Source organism: Pectobacterium sp. 1950-15, assembly GCF_037136835.1.
GTDB lineage: Bacteria > Pseudomonadota > Gammaproteobacteria > Enterobacterales > Enterobacteriaceae > Pectobacterium.
Genome location: NZ_JBBBQR010000004.1, coordinates 161,556 through 180,178 on the forward strand (window position 1 = coordinate 161,556; position 18,623 = coordinate 180,178).

Genomic DNA, 18,623 nt, shown 5'->3' on the forward strand with positions numbered 1-18,623 from the left:
ATCAGAGTTTGTGCTCTGCGGCCAGACGCACGAAAGTATCGTCAAAGCGCAGTTTCACATTGGCGCTGTCACCCTGTGTGACCAGCCCGGGGAACGTCATGCCGATAAAATCCGCACTCTGTGCGCCTGCACCGAGCAGCCCTTTATCAAAGGAGAAATCCGCCACGCGCTTCATGGTGTTAGGAAGATCCGAACTGGTCAGAAACGCCAGATTGTCCTGCGCGGAATAAAACAGATGGGTGGTTTTTAACTGGGCCTGATAGCCGGCTAAATCCGTACCGGAAGCCGCAGCCATTGATTCCAGCGCCGGTTTGTCGCCCGCTTTCATTAGCGCCATCATTTCAAACCAGGCCCCAGCCAGCGCTTTGCCCAACGCCGGATTGTCCTGTAGCGTCTGCGTGTTCACGACCATCATGTCGATCAGCTCACCGGGGATCTGACCGGACTGAAAGACTTCCGTGGTGTCCGGCTGGCTTTTAATCGCGGAAAGCTGTGGGTTCCAGGCGACAGCCGCCTGCACGCTGCGGGTGGCAAAAGCGGCGACAATGTCGGCATCCGACGTGTTGACGACCGTGACGTCCCGTTCCCGTAATCCGGCGGTTTCCAGACCGCGCACCAGCAGATAATGCGAGACGGAGAGTTCAGGCAGGTTGACCTTCATCCCACGCAAATCGCTCAGTGTTTTCCCTTTGCCTTTGAGCACAATGCCATCGTTGCCAGCAGAGAAACTGCCGAGCAGCAGCGCCGTGGTATCCACACCGCCCGCGGCCGGAATAGTCAGCGCATCCATGTTGGTCATCGTGCAGCCGTCAAACTGTCCGGCGGTGTATTGGTTGATCGACTCGACGTAGTCGTTAAGCTGTGTGACCTTAATCTTGATGCCGTACTTGTCGGCCCATTTATCGATAATGCCCTGCGTGCCGATGAACCCCCACGGCATCCATCCGGCATAGATCGTCCAGCACACGTTAAATTGCGTTTTAGGCGCCGCCTGAGAAGGGAAGCTCAGCAGCGCTGAGAGACTGAGGACGCAAACGCCCAGTAAACGAGATAGGTTCATGCCAGACCTCCGGTTGAGTAGGAAAAAAGCGGGAACAGCGCGACACCATGGGTGTTGCTGTCTCCCGGGCTTTTGTCCCGCCGTGTAACCTCAACTGGAGGTCGCCAGCTCTCGGACCAGACATCCATATTGCATGGATCGGAACCCTAGCCAGCTATTCAGGTTGTTCAGCGCCCTATGTGGTGCTGTCCCGAATAGAGAATTGCAAGATGCGTGCCAGCACCAAAAATGCCGGTACGGCGGTAGTTTATAGGGAGAATGATAGGGAGAAGCATGCCGCTCTCGCGCCATCTCGGTGCAGTAGCACAGCGAGTGCGCTTCACGGCAGTGCAGGTTAACGGATGCGAGGCTTAGCGTGCAGAACGGTTCGCCGCTATTTTTTCCAGCAGCGCGCTGAACGTGGCTTGTTCATCACGGGAGAGCGTCTGAAGCATCTGCGCCTCAATCTGTTTTTCCTGATGCAGAAAAACCTGCGTAAACGCGACGCCCTTATCGGACAGACTGAGCCACACGCTGCGGCCGTCATCCGGGTTATCGATCTTGCGGACATAATCGCGTTTGACCAACTCCGCGACCATACGGGTGATCTGCGCCTTATCCCGCCCCACCGTTTTCGCCAGCGACTGGGGCGTAATGCGCCCTTCCAGCGCGATGATCTTACATAGCCGGATGTGCACCACATCCAGACTAATGTCGTGCGCTTTCATCTGTTCCTGCATCTGTGCCTTATAGCTTTCCAGTAAGGCAAAAAGAGCTTTCATCATGTTTTATTGACTCAGTCAACCAATGATCATATAGTTGATTTTATCAACTATCTATCATGAGTTCAATTTACCGAGGCTACGATGGGAAACGTCTATCAGATTACGGTGGAAGAAAAAGCAGAACCGCAGCGCACGCTGTCGTTTGAATGCTCGATTCACGATGACCTGTTCAAAATACTGGAGAAAGTCGATGGCAAGCTGGACATGACGCCGGAACAGACGCAGGCTTTTCTGGTGGGGCTGAAGCTATTTAGTGAAGTGATGATGCAAAATAGAAAGCATCCGTTGTTTAAGGAATTCGCCACCCCGTTCAAAGAATTTATGCTGAATCTCAAGAAGCAGGGATCCGCAAAGGGGCCGCAGTAAAAAATGATGCTCCCCGTGCTCTATAAGCGCCAGCACGGAGAGCGTTGCGCCTTACTCTGCCAGATCGAAGCGATCCGCGTTCATCACTTTCACCCAAGCAGCAACAAAGTCATTCACAAACTTCTCTTTATTGTCATCCTGTGCGTAAACCTCAGCGTAGGAACGCAGAATGGAGTTGGAACCAAAGACCAGATCCAGACGCGTCGCCGTCCATTTAACTTCACCCGTTTTACGATCGCGAATTTCATACAGGTCTTTACGGTATGGCTTCCAGGTGTATTTCATGTCGGTCAGGTTGGCGAAGAAATCATTCGTCAGCGCCCCTTCACAATGGGTAAATACGCCGTGCTTCGTGCCGCCGTAGTTGGTTCCCAACACACGCAGCCCACCAACCAGCACCGTCATCTCTTTCGCCGTTAACCCCATCAGTTGGGTACGATCGAGCATCAGCTCTTCCGGGCTCACAGCATAATCTTTCTTCAACCAGTTGCGATAGCCATCGTGGATTGGTTCGAGGACATCGAAAGACTCTGCATCGGTCAGGGCATCGGTGGTGTCGCCGCGTCCCGGTGCAAACGGCACGGTAATATTCACGCCTGCCGCTTTCGCCGCTTTCTCAATCCCGACATTACCTGCCAGCACAATGGTATCGGCCACGCTGGCCCCGGTTGCCGCGGCAATATTTTCCAACACGACTAACACACGCGCCAGACGCTCTGGTTCGTTCCCGACCCACTCTTTCTGCGGGGCGAGACGAATACGCGCACCGTTGGCACCGCCGCGCATATCGGAGCCACGGAACGTACGGGCGCTATCCCACGCGGTGGCCACCAGTTCGCTAATGGAGAGGCTACTTTCCGCAATGCGTGCTTTGACAACATCGACATCATAGTCGGTACGGCCTGCCGGAACCGGATCCTGCCACAGTAAATCTTCCTGCGGTACATCCGGGCCAAGGTAGCGCGTTTTCGGCCCCATATCGCGGTGCGTCAGTTTGAACCACGCGCGGGCAAACACTTCGGAGAAATAAGCCTGATCCTGATAGAAGCGCTCGGAAATCTTGCGATATTCCGGGTCAACTTTCAGCGCCATGTCGGCATCGGTCATCATCGGGTTGTAACGGATAGACGGGTCTTCAACATCCACCGGTTTGTCTTCTTCTTTAATGCTGACAGGTTCCCACTGCCACGCGCCCGCCGGGCTCTTTTTCAGTTCCCATTCGTGATTCAGCAGCATATGGAAGAAGCCGTTATCCCACTGCGTCGGATGCGTTGTCCAGGCACCTTCCAACCCGCTGGTGACGGTATAACGCCCTTTGCCCGATCCTGTCGGGTTATGCCAGCCGAGGCCCTGTTCTCCAACATCTGCCCCTTCCGGTGCCGCCCCCAGCAGGCTGGCATCGCCATTACCGTGGGTTTTACCTACCGTGTGTCCACCCGCTGTCAGAGCAACGGTTTCTTCATCATTCATCGCCATGCGGGAAAACGTCACGCGCATATCCTGTGCGGTACGCAGCGGATCGGGATTGCCGTCGACGCCTTCCGGGTTAACGTAAATCAACCCCATCTGTACGGCAGCAAGCGGGTTTTCCAGCGTGGTACGATCGTCGCTGCCGTAGCGCCCGGTGCTCTTCGCCAGCCACTCTTTTTCGGAACCCCAGTAGATGTCTTTTTCTGGATGCCAGATATCTTCACGTCCAAAGGCGAAGCCGAATGTTTTCAGCCCCATAGATTCGTACGCGATATTACCCGCCAGAATAATCAGGTCCGCCCAACTGAGTTTATTGCCGTATTTTTTCTTGATTGGCCACAGTAAACGGCGCGCTTTATCAAGGCTGACGTTATCTGGCCAGGAGTTGAGCGGTGCAAAACGCTGGTTACCGGTTCCACCGCCGCCGCGACCGTCTGCTGTGCGGTACGTCCCCGCCGAGTGCCAGGCCATACGAATCATCAGCCCGCCATAGTGACCCCAGTCCGCCGGCCACCACTCCTGGCTGTCGGTCATCAGTGCATGCAGGTCTTTCTTGAGGGCATCGACATCGAGGGTTTTGAGGGCGTCGCGGTAGCTGAAATCGCTGCCTAACGGGTTGGTCTTGGTGTCATGCTGATGAAGAATGTCGAGATTGAGGGCATTTGGCCACCAGTCCGTGTTTGATGAGCCAGTAGCAGTATTTCCGCCGTGCATAACCGGACACTTGCCGGCTGGTTTCGTTTTATTCTCGTCCATCATTATCTCCCAGTATGTTGCATTGCCTTAATCGCTGCGCAAGAAGGCAGAGTCGTCCTCCGATAGCCTTGCCATGTGGCAACGGAGCCTTCACCTATTCCCTCTTCTTGATGCAAGACAGTGCCAGAGTCTCCCTATAATTTATAATTGTATATGCTAACTTCTGCGATAGTTTAAGCTGATGAAAAGCGGCTTAATCGCACATTTTTCCTATCTGCATCAATAATCTCGCCGCCAGAACCGCTAGCGATAATGCGCCTGATTATCATTGCGGCCTCTTTGGGGAAGCCGCAGATTCTGTTAGCACCCAACAAACAACCTACAGCGAAGAGGAACGGAGTATGAACTGGGTAATTTCGGCGCGTTTCCCTAAGCGGATCGGAAAGCCGTTCCACAGGCCCGCGCCATTGCTCACGTACAGATGCATGCCATCCACGTCATAGCTGCCGGACACATAGCCTTCATTCGCCAGTTGTGTCACCCAGTGCATACCCAATATCTGGCCGCCGTGCGTATGGCCGGAGAGCTGTAAATCCGCTCCAGCACGCGCATTTTCTTTCGCTCCCGTTGGCCGATGGCTGAGCAGAACAACGGCGCTATCCGGCGATATTCCGTTGAGCGCAGCGCCCGTATCTGGCAGCGGCTGTTGAAAATCAGCGGCGGTGCGATCGGTAATGCCCGCCAGTACAAACGTGGCATTATCACGACCAATCGACACATGTTCATTAAGCAACAGGCGTAAACCCAGCGCACTCAACCGCTGCACCCATTGCGTATATTCCACGTAATATTCATGGTTGCCCACGATGGCAAACACGCCATGTGGCGCGCTCAGGTTACGCAGCGGCTCCATATCCTCATAGCGGGCGCTAACGGTGCCATCGGCCAGATCGCCCGTAATCACCGTCAGATCGGGCTTAAGCGCATTGGTTTTAGCTACCACCGTCGCCATCCACGGACGCTGTAACAGACGGCTGGCATGTAAATCGGTTAGCTGCACCAGCCGGAAACCATCCAATTCGGGCGGTAGCTGTTTCAGTTCAACTTCTACCGTACGTACTTCAGGAACACGCACTGCCTCCCACACGCCGATAGCCGCTAACCCCAGCGCGACGACGGCAATGCCGCCACGCAGCGCCATATTGTTCAGCAAAACATTCCCCGCCGGCCGGGATAAAAAACGCCCCACAACGCCGAGCAGATCGATCGCCAACAGCAGAAATGCGGCTATCAGCAGCGCACCAAACGCCCATCCCAGAAACATCAGGACAAATGCGGGCACTTCCGGCGACGCCATCGTGCCAAAAAAGGTGCGCGTAATCAGATGATGCTGTGAAGCCAGCAGCACTAGCACCGCCAGCGTGCGCTTTACAGGCACACCAACACGCAGTCGCCAAACAAGACGCCAGATAACATAGAGGGCGATGAGCCCGGTAATGACATGAAACACGGCTATTTTTCTCTCTTTATCGGTGATATTGGTATAGTAACGCGTAAATTTTACACTATGACTCACACATTGCAGAGCAACGCGGCAGAGAGGTTGTGTTGCCAGAAGTGGCGGATTAACATGGCGCGATTCCCTGGGTACACGGCATTGACAACAGTGAAGCCAGCCATCTGCGGCTGCTGGTGCATGATTTTGATTAACAAAGGACATTTATGTTCGATTACACCGACTTTCCCGAACAACGGCAAGCCAAAATCCGGCAGATCCTCAGCGAGGAAGGCAAAGTCGTCTGCGCCCAACTCTCACGCGAATTGAACGTATCCGAGCACACCATACGGCGCGATCTGAAGGAGCTGGCGCAATCCGGTGCCTGCAAACGCGTCTACGGCGGTGCGGTCATCATGCCGCCAGAGGCCATCGATTTTGCCAGCCGAGCGAGTATTGATGCTGTTCAGAAAGACCGCATCGCTCAGGCCGTTATCCCGCTGATAAAACCTAATGGCTGCGTCTTCTTTGACACCGGTACCACCAATCTGGCCGTGGCGAAGCAGCTCCCGCAGGGACTGAAGTTTACCGCCGTGTGCAATTCGCCCATTATCGCGACAGAACTGATGCAACATCAGGATGTAGAAGTGATCTTTCTTGGCGGAAGGATCCAGAGAGAGGTCGGCGGCGCGATTGGTATCGATACGCTCAGGCAGCTAGAGAAGATGTATTTCGATCAATGCCTGTTGGGAGGCTGTGCCTTTGACGCCAATGAAGGCCTGACCGTTTTTGAATATGACGATGCAGAGTTCAAAAAGTGCCTGGTCACCCGCAGCAGCGAAGTGATCGTCGCGCTGACCGCCAATAAGATCTCCACTTTGGCTCGCTATCGCGTCGCTGGGTGTGAGGATATTACCGCACTGGTGACCGATGATGAAATCGCCCCTGCCTGTCAGGACGCATTAAGCGAAAAAAACCTGGACCTGATTATTGCCAGATAGCACGACGGTAGCCTCAACGGCTGCCGACCCGTTTCATGCGGCTCGATTCATGAAAGTAGCAGCTTTATCGTATTGAGTACCCCATCGTCGTCATTGCTACGGGCAACAAAGTTCGCCGCGGCTTTGGTTTCCTCAAACGCATTGCGCATCGCAAAGCTGTAAGCCCCGCGACCCATTAACTCAATATCATTATAGCCGTCGCCGAACACCATCGTTTCCTCTGCCGTCACCGCCAATTTGTCCTGCAGGATGTCTACGGTGTGCCCTTTGTGCACGCCGACATTAGCAATATCGATCCAGGCCGCTTCAGAGACCACAATATAGACATGGTCGTGAAAGGCATCGAGATACTTCGCCGTCTCATGACAGTGCCCTTCCGGGTCATAAACCGTGATTTTCACAAAATCATCGGTCACGGCGGCAAAACTGGGGATCAGCGTTACGTTGGTGTACGACTTCTTTACCTTTTCCAGTAAAGCCGAGTCGATCGTTTCCTTGACCATTGCGCCATGTGGGGTACAACCGATGACCACGTGCCGATCGTCTACACTTTCCAGCACGCCAATCAGGCTCAAGGCCAGACGATTTTTGATAAGCGATTGGTAAACGTACTCTCCCTGATATTTGATGCGCGTCGCGCTATCTCCCAGAATCCAGATGTCTTTTGCAGCATCACCAAAAAGCGCTTCGACCCGCTCGCACTGCTTACCCGTGCAGGCAGCAAACTGCACGCCCTTGTTTTTCATTAACGCATAAACCTCAGCAAACAGGGTCCTGTTGTAATCGCCATCGCTGTGAAGAAACGTGCCGTCCAGATCGGTAATTACCAACTTGATCATTCCACTCCCCCTTTCAGATTGTACGTATACAGATAGCCGTGAGTCAGGCTGTAACAGCCTGCCTGAACCAAGAAAATATCGATTTTGTGCGGTGTGTTAGGCGATTGACGCGGTGATGCAACGCCAATGCTCGATCTAGCTCGATAAAAAGTAAAACACACCCAAAAGAGCACGTAGCGCACGATGAGGATCACGTTACGCCAGATTCATTGAGATATTACGCGAGGATTAGCATAGCACTTATTGACAACAAGCAACAAGAAGCAAAATCAATCAATAATGAGCACAAAAGGAATAAAACCGTGGCAGAACCGCTAACGATCTTCGCAACAGTTAAATATCCAACCGAGATCATGTTATTCACATTTCATTAAATCCCACCGTTGACAATATTACTGTAACGCCATATTCATATGTACGTACAAGTTAAAATGTCCGTACATATGAATATGGCAGCGGCTACGACACATGACTCATCACGCGGGTTGTATCGCTAAAAATAAAAAAATCTTGTTAGTTCATGTCGTTAGGGACATTCACTGCATGATGGCGAGTTTTGCTGGTTCAGCCTTTATCCGTACTGTTCAACCTACAAGAGATCAACACTATGTCGACAAAAACACCTATCTGGAAAGGTCTGACATTTCAGGTTCTGGCCGCGATGGCTCTGGGCATTGCCCTCGGTTTTGCCGCGCCGGAATTGGCCGCAAAGTTTAAAATCCTCGGTGACATCTTTCTAAAACTCATCAAAACCGCCGTCGCACCGCTCATCTTTTTTACGGTGGTACACGGCATCGCCTCCGCTGGGGATATCAAGAAAGTAGGAAAAATCGGCGTGCGTGCGCTGATCTATTTTGAGCTGGTGTCTACCTTCGCACTCGCACTCGGTCTCGGCTGGGCAAACATCATTGATATCGGTTCAGGCATTCATGCCGGGAGTATCAGTCAGACAGCTAATGCCGCCGTTGACTCTGCGATAGCAAAAGGCCACATGCCTACCACCACCATGGATTTTATCTACGGTATTTTCCCTGATAACTTCATCGGCGCCTTTGCTGGCGGGCAGCTCTTACAGGTACTGGTGGTCTCACTGATTTTCGGTTTCGCTTTACTTGCGCTCCCTCACGAAAAACGCAGCGTGATTGAAAATGGCATGAACCGTATCTCAGAGTGCTTCTTCGAGTTCATCAATTTAATCATGAAATTAGCCCCGATTGGTGCTTTCGGTTCCGTAGCGTACGCCGTAGGAAGTAACGGCAGTAGCGTGCTGCTTTCGTTACTGAATCTGGTATTGATGTTTTATGCCGCCGTCGCCTTTTTCATCATTGTTATCCTGGGCGCTATCTGCCGATTTGCCGGGTTCAGCCTGACTCGCTTTCTTAAATACATCCGCGATGAGATCGTCATCGTGCTGGGTACGGCCTCGTCCGAAAGTGCCTTACCTCGGCTGTTACAGAAACTGGAACGTTTTGGTTGTTCACGCCAAAGTGTGGGGCTGATTCTCCCGACAGGCTACGCATTTAACCTCGACGGCACGAGTATTTACATGTCGATGTGTACGCTGTTTATCGCCAATGCCTATGGCGTCGACCTGAGCTGGCAACAGCAAATGGGCATCTTGCTCATCATGCTAGTGACATCAAAAGGCGCCGCAGCCGTCTCTGGTGGCAGCTTCGTGGTGTTCGCGGCAACGGTGGCAACGGTGGGTAATCTGCCGATAGAAGGACTGGCGTTAATTTTCGGTGTCTATCGCTTTATGTCTATGGCGATTGCGTTGTGCAACACGATCGGAAACAGCGTGGCCACTATCGTTGTTGCAAAATGGTGCGGTGAATATTCACCTCAGCCTGACAATGCACTGGACAATACACGCCTCACTCAGGAGACCCGCCCCGCTCGCTAATAGCAAGCCAAACGCGGCAAGAATGGAGCATCACAGGTATCAGCCAGGACGACTCACAGGGATTCTGGCTGAATAGTTAACCTCAGGACGCAAATCCGGCTAAACATTCGACACTTGGAAGAAGATGATAAACAAAGCGCTTGCCACCAGCGTCGGAGCCGTCCATAATAGCGCCCATTCCAAACGCTGGAATGAAGAAAAGCATTCTAATCAAAATGTTACTGATTAAAATGTTATCTACTGTACGACCGTAGCTCAGTTGGTTAGAGCACCACCTTGACATGGTGGGGGTCGGTGGTTCGAGTCCACTCGGTCGTACCAATTCATGCTATATAGATATGTTTTTATATCTATTCGTCTCCTGCAGTAAAAAATAGCGAAGAATTATTCAAATCCAATAATGCTCAAGTAAATATTTGGGTTCATTTGAACACAATTGGCTTAATTTCACGATTTTCACTGTCAAGTAACGTTCCTCTCACCAATCGAACTCATTGAGTTTTCCCATAAGAGAAATATCATTTCATTAATTTGATTCTTTTTTTATAAAAGGCTTATTAAGCAATAATTTTTCTATCAGAAAATCAATGAATTTTCGCACTCGAACTGGCATGTGACGATGAGCTGGGTACATCACTGACATCAACCCACGCCTGCCACCATAGTCTTTTAAAACAACCTTCAGGCTCCCTTCCTGCAAGTCACGTTCCACAACATAGAAATACGTTTGGGTTATTCCTGCGCCTTGCCGGGCCAGAGATACCGGACCAAGAACATCGCCATGACAATGAGTACGACCAGACAGGGACATCTCTACATCCTTGCCTTCCAGACGAAATCTCCAGGGCACAATACGTCCCGTTCTGGGTAGAGAGAATGATAGACATTGATGTTTTTCCAAATCATCCAATGACTGCGGCATCCCAAATTTCTGGAGATATCTTGGCGTTGCGACGACAACTAACTCCGGCCTTTCCAACGGCCGCGCGATTAATCCAGAGTCGGGCGCTTCCCCACTTCTTATCACAAAATCAAAATCTCTAGCGATGAGATCAGCATTATCGTTCTCTATGTGAGCCACTATTTCAACATCTGGATTTTTCTCCTGGAACTCAGCGATGAGAGGAATGATTCGATAATGCCCGTACGACGTTGGCATACTCAACGAGATTCGTCCTTTCAATGATTCCAGCTCGCCATGAAGAGCAAGTTCCCCCGACGCCAGGCTGTCCATTGCGATCCTGCACTGTTGGTAATACCTTTGCCCACTCTCAGTGAGACGCACATGGCGAGTAGAGCGTACAAATAGCGAAGCACCAAGTTTTTCCTCAAGGCGGCTCATCGCACGACTCACTGCTGCTGGGGTCAAACCTGCTATCTTGGCAGCTTGAGTAAAGCCATTCCTTTCAGCGACCAGGCAAAAAACGCCGATAGTGCCAATGCTGATGTCATCAAGCGATCTGTTCATTACCACCCATAATGTAAAAAGTGAAATTCACGGTGAATAGTACAAATTGAATCCTCATGAGCAGATAATTCTTAGGCAAACTGGATTCGGTAATTTTTAAATCTTGAAAGCCCTTCGCAAGGTTTTTCCATTGCACTTTCAAAAAACCAATAAATAGGATTCATTTAATATGAAACTCTACTATTCACCCGGAGCTTGCTCACTCGCTCCACATATCATTTCTCAGGAAATTGGCCTTCATCTTGATCTGGTTCAGGTGGATACCCACAGTCATAAACTGGTCAATGGCGCAGATTTTTTCCTCATCAATCCCAAAGGTTATGTGCCTTTGCTTGAAATGGAAAATGGTGAAACGCTTTCCGAAGGGCCGGTGATTTGCCAATATCTGGCCAATTTGGCCCCTGACTCCAGTCTGTTACCTGTTGATGGATCGCTTGCACGCTATCGCGTCCTGGAATGGCAAAGCTACATCTCATCCGAGATCCACAAATCATTCATCCCATTGTTCCATCCTGAGGTAGACGTCAGTAGCAAGAACATTTTTGCTGAATCATTGCTCAAGAAATTCAAGTGGATTTCCGAAAACCTGAGTGCTCAAGAATATCTGACAGGTAACACTTTTACCATTGCAGATGCCTACCTGTACGCTGTCACCCGCTGGGCTGCCTGGGTTAATCTGGATCTCTCTGGTCTTGATCCGTTACAAGCGTTCATGACGCGTGTCACCAAGCGACCAGCGGTAGAGCGCGCACTGCGCACAGAAGGCCTTCTGTAAGGATCAGGGACTTCCCCCTTTAGAAACCGTATCAGGAAAACGCTTCACAAGCATCTAGCTATCAGGGATTTCGCATGATATAAGTGCGGCGTCGAAAATAGAGTAGCAGGGTGGTGTCTCCTGCGTCTGGCCGCTCCGCTCGGTCAGATTCTACATAAAGCCTCGGCCTCTTTGGGAATATTGTTCCAGGGATGGCCTGGGGCAATATTCCACTCTCCCCAGCGCTTCCCTGTATCGTCTGACAGGAGATTCGTTCATGAGTGTAGTAAGTATTGCCAACGTCTTAGTATGGGGATTGACCGCTTTCTTTCTGGTTGGTGCCATCGTCAATTTCCGATGCCCGCCATCCATCCACGATGATTACGCCCGCTGGGGTTACCCGGCTTGGTTTCACCGCATCACTGGGGTGCTCGAACTGCTTGCCGCCGCGTTTATTGGTTTTTCGTCCACGCGTTGGGCAGGTTTGGCTTTGGGTGTCGTAGTTATGGTGGCAGCGCTTGCAACAGTGCTATGGCATCGAGAGATTACACGTGTTGGAGCACCTGCCGTGATCTTGGCACTGCTCGCTTGCACGGCCTGGGCCATATACTGACCTCTTCTCAAGAAAATTGTCATGCTAAAAAGAGAACACGAATAGCCCGACACCAGAATGGTACACGTCCGTCGACAAGTTCCTGCCTTGGAGCGTGGCGTTGGGCGTCATTTCAGACTGGGACAGGCTTTTTGGGCACTAACCTGCAAATCTGAATAGCGCCCTACTGGCCGCGCGTTTCCAGATACAACACCGTGGCGGCGACGCGGGAGCGTACGTTTAGCTTGCGCAGCATGTTGCGGATATGCACTTTTACCGTCTCTTCTGAGATATACAGCACACTTGCGATTTGCTTGTTGGATAATCCTGACGCCACTTCCTGCAGCACATCCAGTTCGCGCTCCGTCAATACGGTAAAAGGCGACGGTGTTTCCTGTATGGCGATACGGTGGCGTAGCACGTCCCTGACTTGCTCGCTGAAAGCATCACTGCTGCGAATGGCATCCAATAAGTGTTCCGGGGCACTGTCCTTAAGCAGATAGCCATCGGCCCCCGCGTCCATCAGCGCATAAATATCGCTGGGCGCATCGGAGACCGTCAGCACGATGACGCGGGCGCAAATCCCATCGCGCCGCAGCGCGTGAAGCGTATCCAGCCCGCTCAATCCTTTCATGTTGAGATCGAGCAAGATGATATCGGGAGAATCCCGGTTCGCGAGGCTCAACGCCTCCATGCCGTTACTGGCTTCCCCTATCACGTCAAAGATGGCATCGGTTGCCAGTAGCTGACGGATTCCCCGGCGCATAAGCGGATGATCGTCGACGATCAGCACACGATAAGATGGTTTTTCTGACATGCCCAGCCCCAATGTAATATGGATCTTATTATTTTATTTATATCTATGATTTATCCCCGTCATACTTCAAGCGTGCTTTCCACTCGACTTATTCCGGGTAGAGAGTGTTCGTGTTCTCGCGTTCACGCGCTGCCGTTGGCGTCGAAAAACAGACGCTAACCTGCGTTCCCCCTTCAGGATGGAGGCCGATAGAGAGCTTTCCACCTAACCGTTCGGCACGCTCCTGCATAATATTTAAACCGTAGTGTCCTGCCGGTTCCTCCTGATTGATAATGCCACAGCCGTTATCACGAATATCCACACAATGACGGCCATCAGGCTGTGTCCGACAGTTAACGGTAATTGCCGTCGCCTGCGCGTGTTTAATGGCGTTCAGCACCGCTTCACGGATGATTTGCAGCAAGTGAACCTGCTGTGAGGCATCCAGCGCTTGCGTAGGAATCCGGCAATCAATCGTGATTGCCGCCGGAGTCTGCGCACGCAGCGGCGCAATCATTTCCTGCATTGCCGCAGGCAAATCGGCCTGTTGCAGCGTCAGTCGGAACGTACCCAGCAGTTCCCGCAGTTGGCGATAAGCATCACTGAGCGCCTGTTCAAAATCGGTGATAATCTGTCGAGCCTGCGCATTTTCTTCCGCGACCGCACGCTTTAACAGCGTCATCTGGATATTCAGATAAGAAAGCACCTGAGCCAGAGAGTCATGCAGTTCACGCGCGATGGTGGCGCGTTCTTCCATCAGTAATAGCTGCTGGTAGTGCTTCTGCGCCTGATTAAAATAGAGGCCGCGACCCAGCATATTGGCAACGCTTTCCATCAGCTGCGCCGACGGCTGCTGCGTTGATGCCTGCCAGCGCAGTTGACCAAACTCAACCTCTTGCAAACGGATGGGCAAGGTCTGCCACGCAGCCTGTTCATCCGGCTGGCCTTCACATAACAGCCAATTCTCTCCTACCCGCATTTCCAGACAGCCGACCGTTTCATAGCGGCGCACAATTTGCAGAATCTGCTGAAAGCAATGCCTGTCGATGGTGCTGACATTCATCGCCTGAGAGCAGTTGTACAGCACCTTCAGCATGCGGTTCACTTCCTGCAAACGCAGCGTTTTCTGCCGTACCTTGTCTTCCAGAGAACGATAAAGCTTTTGCAGTTCATCCGTCATGCTACTGAAGGTTTGCGCCAGTAAGCCCAGTTCGTTAGGCAGATTGACGTCCAGTCGCGAATGAGTAAAACGTCCCTTTTCAATAGACGCACAGGCCGCCATGAGCTTATTCAACGGCACCACCACCTGACGACGGATGCGGCGCAGCGTAAAGAAGATCAGTATATAGATAGTGATCGAACCAATTATTGATGTCACAACAACTATCATCATCTTGCGTTCAGAATAGTGCTGCAACGCCAGCACAAAGAGATCGATCTGCGTGACATAGCGAACAATGTTGTCCTGATACCACGCCCGATCCCCCGCGTTCAGGCGCTCATCCATCGTTTTCCAGCTTTGCAACAGCGCAGCGTAGCGATCGCGCACATCGCGCGGCACATACCAGCGATCTAACAGGTGAAAAACCGGGGAATCCAGCGTTTGCGCATAAAGGCGGCGATGCGATGCTAATTCTGCGCGATCGCCCTGTAGGTCATACCCCATACGATAGCTTTGCATACGCATGGAGCCAGCAACGTTGATCGCCTCAGCATCGCGTAAACCGCTGGCCAACGTTAGTAGTGCAATGCCGGTCGTCAAGAATGAAAGCAGCGCGATATAAAAAAACGCGCGAGCCAGGCTGGTAGAAACAGGACGTTTAACCATCACAACGAGCAATCCCCTTTAACGTCATACCTACTCTAAATAAGTAGAGCAGCATCTCAGCGCCACTATCGCGATCCCCATCCGAACAGGCAAGCCAATGAGACGCGAATCCCACATAAGCTTGATCCGGCACCACCATTTACCTCTAAAGGGTGATTATCGCATACAGCCTAAGAGGAATAGTGTAACCCCTACAAAAACAGCGTGTTTTTTATTGGATATTTCATTGCGTGCCAGAGCGACAAACTGCCATGACTAACCTCTCCCGGCGTTCCCTACTGACTGGTGGCCTACAGCGGGCAGACAACGCGTTGCGTCCGCCGTGGAGCGGCGTAGAAAGTCTGTTTCTGAGCCAGTGCATACGCTGTAACGCCTGCATTGATGCCTGCGATTCGGGGATCATTCAACGCGGTTCGGGCGGTTTTCCCACCATCGATTTTCAGCGCGGCGAATGCACGTTCTGTTACGACTGCGCGCGAGCCTGTCCACAAGCGCTGTTCGCGGAGAGCCACACCCCGCCGTGGGAATACCACCTGACAATTCAGGACGCCTGTTTATCGCTGCATCAGGTGGAATGCCGCAGCTGTCAGGATGCGTGTGACGCCGGGGCGATACGGTTTCATCCCGCCATTGGGCGCGTTGCCGCACCGACCATCGACAACGACGCCTGTACCACCTGTGGGGCCTGTATTTCCGGGTGCCCTGTCGGCGCTCTATCGATGAAAAAGATCACCGCGGGACATCACACCGCACCAACGCGTCTCCTGACGCAACAGGAAAACCGATGAGCACAGTCTGGCATGTTTGCAGTGTAGTGGTTCACGTCAATACGGCACAGATGGCGGCCGTGGGCGAGGTATTAGCGACGCTGCCCAATGTCGAGGTGGGTGCCAGCGATAGCGATACCGGAAAAATGGCCGTGGTGCTGGAGTCAGATTCAGAAGACACGCTGTTAAAACAAATAGCATCAATACGTGACCTTACGGGCGTACTGGCGGTTTCGCTGGTTTATCACCAGCTTGATGAGCCGTCTTGTGATGAACAGTCTTTTACTTTCGATGAACAACCTCTTGATCAACAAGCTCAGGGTGAGGAAATACCATGAAACTCAGTCGACGACACTTTATGAAGGCGAACGCTGTCGCAGCGGCCGCTGCGGTCGCGGGCATCACCATTCCTATCGCGGTCCGCTCCGCGACCGAGCAGTCAGAAGCCATCCACTGGGATAAAGCCCCCTGCCGCTTCTGTGGCGTAGGGTGTGGTGTGCTGGTCGGGACGCAAAACGGCCGCATCGTCGCCAGTCAGGGCGATCCCGATGCGCCGGTTAACCGAGGATTAAACTGCATCAAGGGCTATTTCCTGCCAAAAATCATGTACGGACAGGATCGCCTGACACAGCCTTTGCTGCGGATGCGCGACGGCAAATTCGATAAGGAAGGCGAATTTACCCCGATCTCTTGGGACAAAGCCTTTGACATCATGGCGGAGAAATTCAAAACCGCCCTGAAAGAGAAAGGTCCGAACGCGATAGGGATGTTTGGCTCCGGGCAATCGACGATTTGGGAAGGCTATGCGGCCGCCAAATTGTTCAAAGCCGGTTTCCGCTCCAACAATATTGACCCCAACGCGCGCCACTGTATGGCATCGGCGGTCGTCGGCTTTATGCGTACCTTCGGTATGGATGAACCGATGGGCTGCTACGACGATATCGAGCAGACCGATGCGTTTGTGCTGTGGGGCTCCAACATGGCGGAGATGCACCCGATTCTCTGGTCGCGCATCACCGATCGCCGCCTGTCGAACAGCAATGTTACGGTCGCCGTGCTATCCACCTATCAGCACCGCAGTTTTGAGCTGGCGGATAACGGTATGGTGTTTACACCGCAAACCGATCTGGCAATTCTCAATTACATCGCCAACTACATTATTCAAAACAATGCGGTGAACGAGGCCTTCTTTACCCGCCACGTAAACCTGCGCCGAGGCGTGACCGATATTGGCTACGGACTGCGTCCGACACACCCGTTGGAGAAAGCGGCGAAAAACCCGGGTTCCGATGCGTCTGAGCCGATGAGTTTTGAAGAATACAAAGCCTTTGTCGCCGACTATACGCTGGAAAAAACGGTCGCGATTAGCGGCGTTCCCGCCGATCAGTTAGAAGCGCTGGCAAAACTCTACGCCGATCCGAAGAAGAAAGTGATCTCCTACTGGACAATGGGCTTTAACCAGCACACGCGCGGCGTCTGGGCGAACAATCTGGTTTATAACATCCACCTGCTGACGGGCAAGATCTCTCAGCCGGGCTGCGGACCGTTCTCATTAACCGGTCAACCTTCTGCCTGCGGCACCGCGCGTGAAGTCGGCACGTTCGCCCACCGTCTGCCTGCAGACATGGTCGTCACTAACGAGAAACACCGCGCGATTGCGGAAAAACTGTGGCAGCTACCGGCCGGTACCATTCCTGAAAAGATCGGCCTGCACGCCGTCGCACAAGACAGGGCACTGAAAGACGGCACGCTGAATGCCTATTGGGTGATGTGTAACAACAACATGCAGGCCGGCCCGAACATCAATCAGGAACGTATGCCGGGCTGGCGCGATCCGCGTAACTTTATCGTCGTATCCGACCCTTACCCGACCGTCAGCGCCTTGTCCGCTGACCTGATTTTGCCTACCGCAATGTGGGTGGAAAAAGAAGGTGCCTACGGCAACGCCGAGCGCCGGACGCAGTTTTGGCGTCAGCAGGTGAAAGCGCCGGGCGAGTCAAAATCGGATCTGTGGCAAGTGGTGAGCTTTGCCAAGCGCTTCACCGTAGAAGAAGTATGGCCGGAAGAACTTCTGGCGCAGAAACCGGCCTATCGTGGCAAGACGCTCTACGACGTGCTATTTGCGAACGATGTCACCACGCGCTTCCCACTCAGTGAATTAGCGGAAAATCAGTTGAACGACGAGTCCCGAGACTTCGGTTTTTACCTGCAAAAAGGCCTGTTTGAAGAATACGCCGCGTTTGGCCGTGGGCACGGTCACGACCTGGCGCCGTTCGATGACTACCACAAGGTTCGTGGGCTACGCTGGCCGGTGGTTAACGGTAAGGAAACGCAGTGGCGCTATAGCGAAGGGCACGATCCTTACGTCAAAGCGGGAGAAGCCTACCGTTTTTACGGTAAACCGGATGGCAAAGCGGTGATTTTCGCACTGCCGTACGAACCTGCCGCCGAAGCGCCGGACGACGAGTACGATCTCTGGCTCTCCACTGGTCGCGTGCTGGAGCATTGGCACACTGGCAGCATGACGCGTCGCGTACCGGAACTGCACCGTGCCTTCCCCGAGGCCGTGCTGTTTATCCACCCACAGGATGCCAAAGCGCGCGATCTGCGTCGCGGTGAGAAAGTTCGCATTATCTCGCGCCGTGGTGAAGTCGTCTCCGTGGTTGAAACACGCGGCCGTAATAAACCACCGCGTGGACTGGTGTATATGCCGTTCTTCGACGCCGCGCAGATGACCAACGTCCTGACGCTGGATGCGACCGATCCGCTGTCGAAAGAAACGGACTTTAAGAAATGCGCCGTCAAGCTGGCTAAGGTGTAGCGC

Annotated in this window: 16 protein-coding genes, 1 tRNA gene and 1 riboswitch; of the genes, 9 read left to right on the plus strand and 8 right to left on the minus strand. The window is 52.7% G+C overall.

Annotation, left to right across the window (positions count from 1 at the left end):
* Window position 1: 1 nt before the first annotated feature.
* Both WCT94_RS06500 and WCT94_RS06505 read right to left on the minus strand, forming a co-directional pair.
* A complete protein-coding gene (locus tag WCT94_RS06500) occupies window positions 2-1,060 on the minus strand; it encodes a putative urea ABC transporter substrate-binding protein (protein ID WP_336868643.1) in 1,059 nt (352 codons plus the stop codon).
* A 59-nt stretch (window positions 1,061-1,119) separates the two neighbouring features.
* A riboswitch (guanidine-I (ykkC/yxkD leader) is annotated at window positions 1,120-1,221 on the minus strand.
* Window positions 1,222-1,410: 189 nt separating this feature from the next.
* Window positions 1,411-1,824 carry a MarR family winged helix-turn-helix transcriptional regulator gene (locus tag WCT94_RS06505; RefSeq protein WP_336868645.1) on the minus strand — a complete coding sequence of 138 codons (414 nt, stop codon included), beginning with the start codon at window positions 1,822-1,824 and terminating at the stop codon, window positions 1,411-1,413.
* An 81-nt stretch (window positions 1,825-1,905) separates the two neighbouring features.
* Between WCT94_RS06505 and WCT94_RS06510 the strand changes: the two genes are divergently transcribed.
* Window positions 1,906-2,190 carry a DUF3861 domain-containing protein gene (locus WCT94_RS06510; RefSeq protein ID WP_336868647.1) on the plus strand — a complete coding sequence of 95 codons (285 nt, stop codon included), beginning with the start codon at window positions 1,906-1,908 and terminating at the stop codon, window positions 2,188-2,190.
* Window positions 2,191-2,241: 51 nt separating this feature from the next.
* Here WCT94_RS06510 and katG read toward each other — a convergent pair whose 3' ends face one another.
* Entirely contained in the window at window positions 2,242-4,416 is a 2,175-nt protein-coding gene (katG, locus tag WCT94_RS06515) for a catalase/peroxidase HPI (protein ID WP_336868649.1), read from the minus strand.
* Window positions 4,417-4,735: 319 nt separating this feature from the next.
* Window positions 4,736-5,866 carry a metallophosphoesterase gene (locus tag WCT94_RS06520; RefSeq protein ID WP_336868858.1) on the minus strand — a complete coding sequence of 377 codons (1,131 nt, stop codon included), beginning with the start codon at window positions 5,864-5,866 and terminating at the stop codon, window positions 4,736-4,738.
* A gap of 212 nt (window positions 5,867-6,078) precedes the next feature.
* Between WCT94_RS06520 and WCT94_RS06525 the strand changes: the two genes are divergently transcribed.
* Complete coding sequence (locus tag WCT94_RS06525; protein WP_336868650.1) at window positions 6,079-6,852, plus strand: DeoR/GlpR family DNA-binding transcription regulator; 774 nt, start codon at window positions 6,079-6,081, stop codon at window positions 6,850-6,852.
* Window positions 6,853-6,899: 47 nt separating this feature from the next.
* On the opposite strand, the gene WCT94_RS06530 is transcribed toward WCT94_RS06525, so the two are convergent.
* Window positions 6,900-7,691, minus strand: coding sequence for an HAD-IIB family hydrolase (locus tag WCT94_RS06530; RefSeq protein WP_336868652.1), 792 nt, complete (start codon window positions 7,689-7,691; stop codon window positions 6,900-6,902).
* A gap of 607 nt (window positions 7,692-8,298) precedes the next feature.
* Here WCT94_RS06530 and WCT94_RS06535 point away from each other — a divergent pair.
* A complete protein-coding gene (locus tag WCT94_RS06535) occupies window positions 8,299-9,594 on the plus strand; it encodes a cation:dicarboxylate symporter family transporter (protein ID WP_336868653.1) in 1,296 nt (431 codons plus the stop codon).
* A gap of 244 nt (window positions 9,595-9,838) precedes the next feature.
* Window positions 9,839-9,915: transfer RNA gene (locus tag WCT94_RS06540), tRNA-Val, on the plus strand.
* Window positions 9,916-10,120: 205 nt separating this feature from the next.
* On the opposite strand, the gene WCT94_RS06545 is transcribed toward WCT94_RS06540, so the two are convergent.
* Window positions 10,121-11,062 carry a LysR family transcriptional regulator gene (locus WCT94_RS06545; RefSeq protein WP_336868654.1) on the minus strand — a complete coding sequence of 314 codons (942 nt, stop codon included), beginning with the start codon at window positions 11,060-11,062 and terminating at the stop codon, window positions 10,121-10,123.
* Window positions 11,063-11,231: 169 nt separating this feature from the next.
* Between WCT94_RS06545 and gstA the strand changes: the two genes are divergently transcribed.
* A complete protein-coding gene (gene gstA, locus WCT94_RS06550; RefSeq protein WP_336868656.1) occupies window positions 11,232-11,837 on the plus strand; it encodes a glutathione transferase GstA in 606 nt (201 codons plus the stop codon).
* A 256-nt stretch (window positions 11,838-12,093) separates the two neighbouring features.
* The gene (locus tag WCT94_RS06555; RefSeq protein ID WP_336868657.1) at window positions 12,094-12,429 is read left to right on the plus strand and encodes a DoxX family protein; all 336 of its coding nucleotides are present in this window, start codon (window positions 12,094-12,096) and stop codon (window positions 12,427-12,429) included.
* A gap of 163 nt (window positions 12,430-12,592) precedes the next feature.
* Here the strand turns inward: WCT94_RS06555 and narP are convergent, their stop codons facing one another.
* Window positions 12,593-13,225, minus strand: coding sequence for a nitrate/nitrite response regulator protein NarP (narP, locus tag WCT94_RS06560; RefSeq protein WP_225084935.1), 633 nt, complete (start codon window positions 13,223-13,225; stop codon window positions 12,593-12,595).
* A gap of 88 nt (window positions 13,226-13,313) precedes the next feature.
* On the minus strand, window positions 13,314-15,032 hold the full coding sequence (gene narQ / locus WCT94_RS06565) for a nitrate/nitrite two-component system sensor histidine kinase NarQ (RefSeq protein WP_336868860.1): 1,719 nt from the start codon (window positions 15,030-15,032) through the stop codon (window positions 13,314-13,316).
* Window positions 15,033-15,283: 251 nt separating this feature from the next.
* Between narQ and napF the strand changes: the two genes are divergently transcribed.
* The 3 genes from napF to napA are packed head-to-tail and all read left to right on the plus strand — an operon-like array spanning window position 15,284 to window position 18,620.
* A complete protein-coding gene (gene napF, locus WCT94_RS06570) occupies window positions 15,284-15,820 on the plus strand; it encodes a ferredoxin-type protein NapF (RefSeq protein WP_336868659.1) in 537 nt (178 codons plus the stop codon).
* Entirely contained in the window at window positions 15,817-16,137 is a 321-nt protein-coding gene (gene napD / locus WCT94_RS06575; protein ID WP_332409240.1) for a chaperone NapD, read from the plus strand. Before napF ends, napD begins: the two co-directional genes overlap by 4 nt.
* On the plus strand, window positions 16,134-18,620 hold the full coding sequence (gene napA, locus WCT94_RS06580; protein ID WP_336868660.1) for a nitrate reductase catalytic subunit NapA: 2,487 nt from the start codon (window positions 16,134-16,136) through the stop codon (window positions 18,618-18,620). Before napD ends, napA begins: the two co-directional genes overlap by 4 nt.
* The last annotated feature ends 3 nt before the right edge of the window (window positions 18,621-18,623 follow it).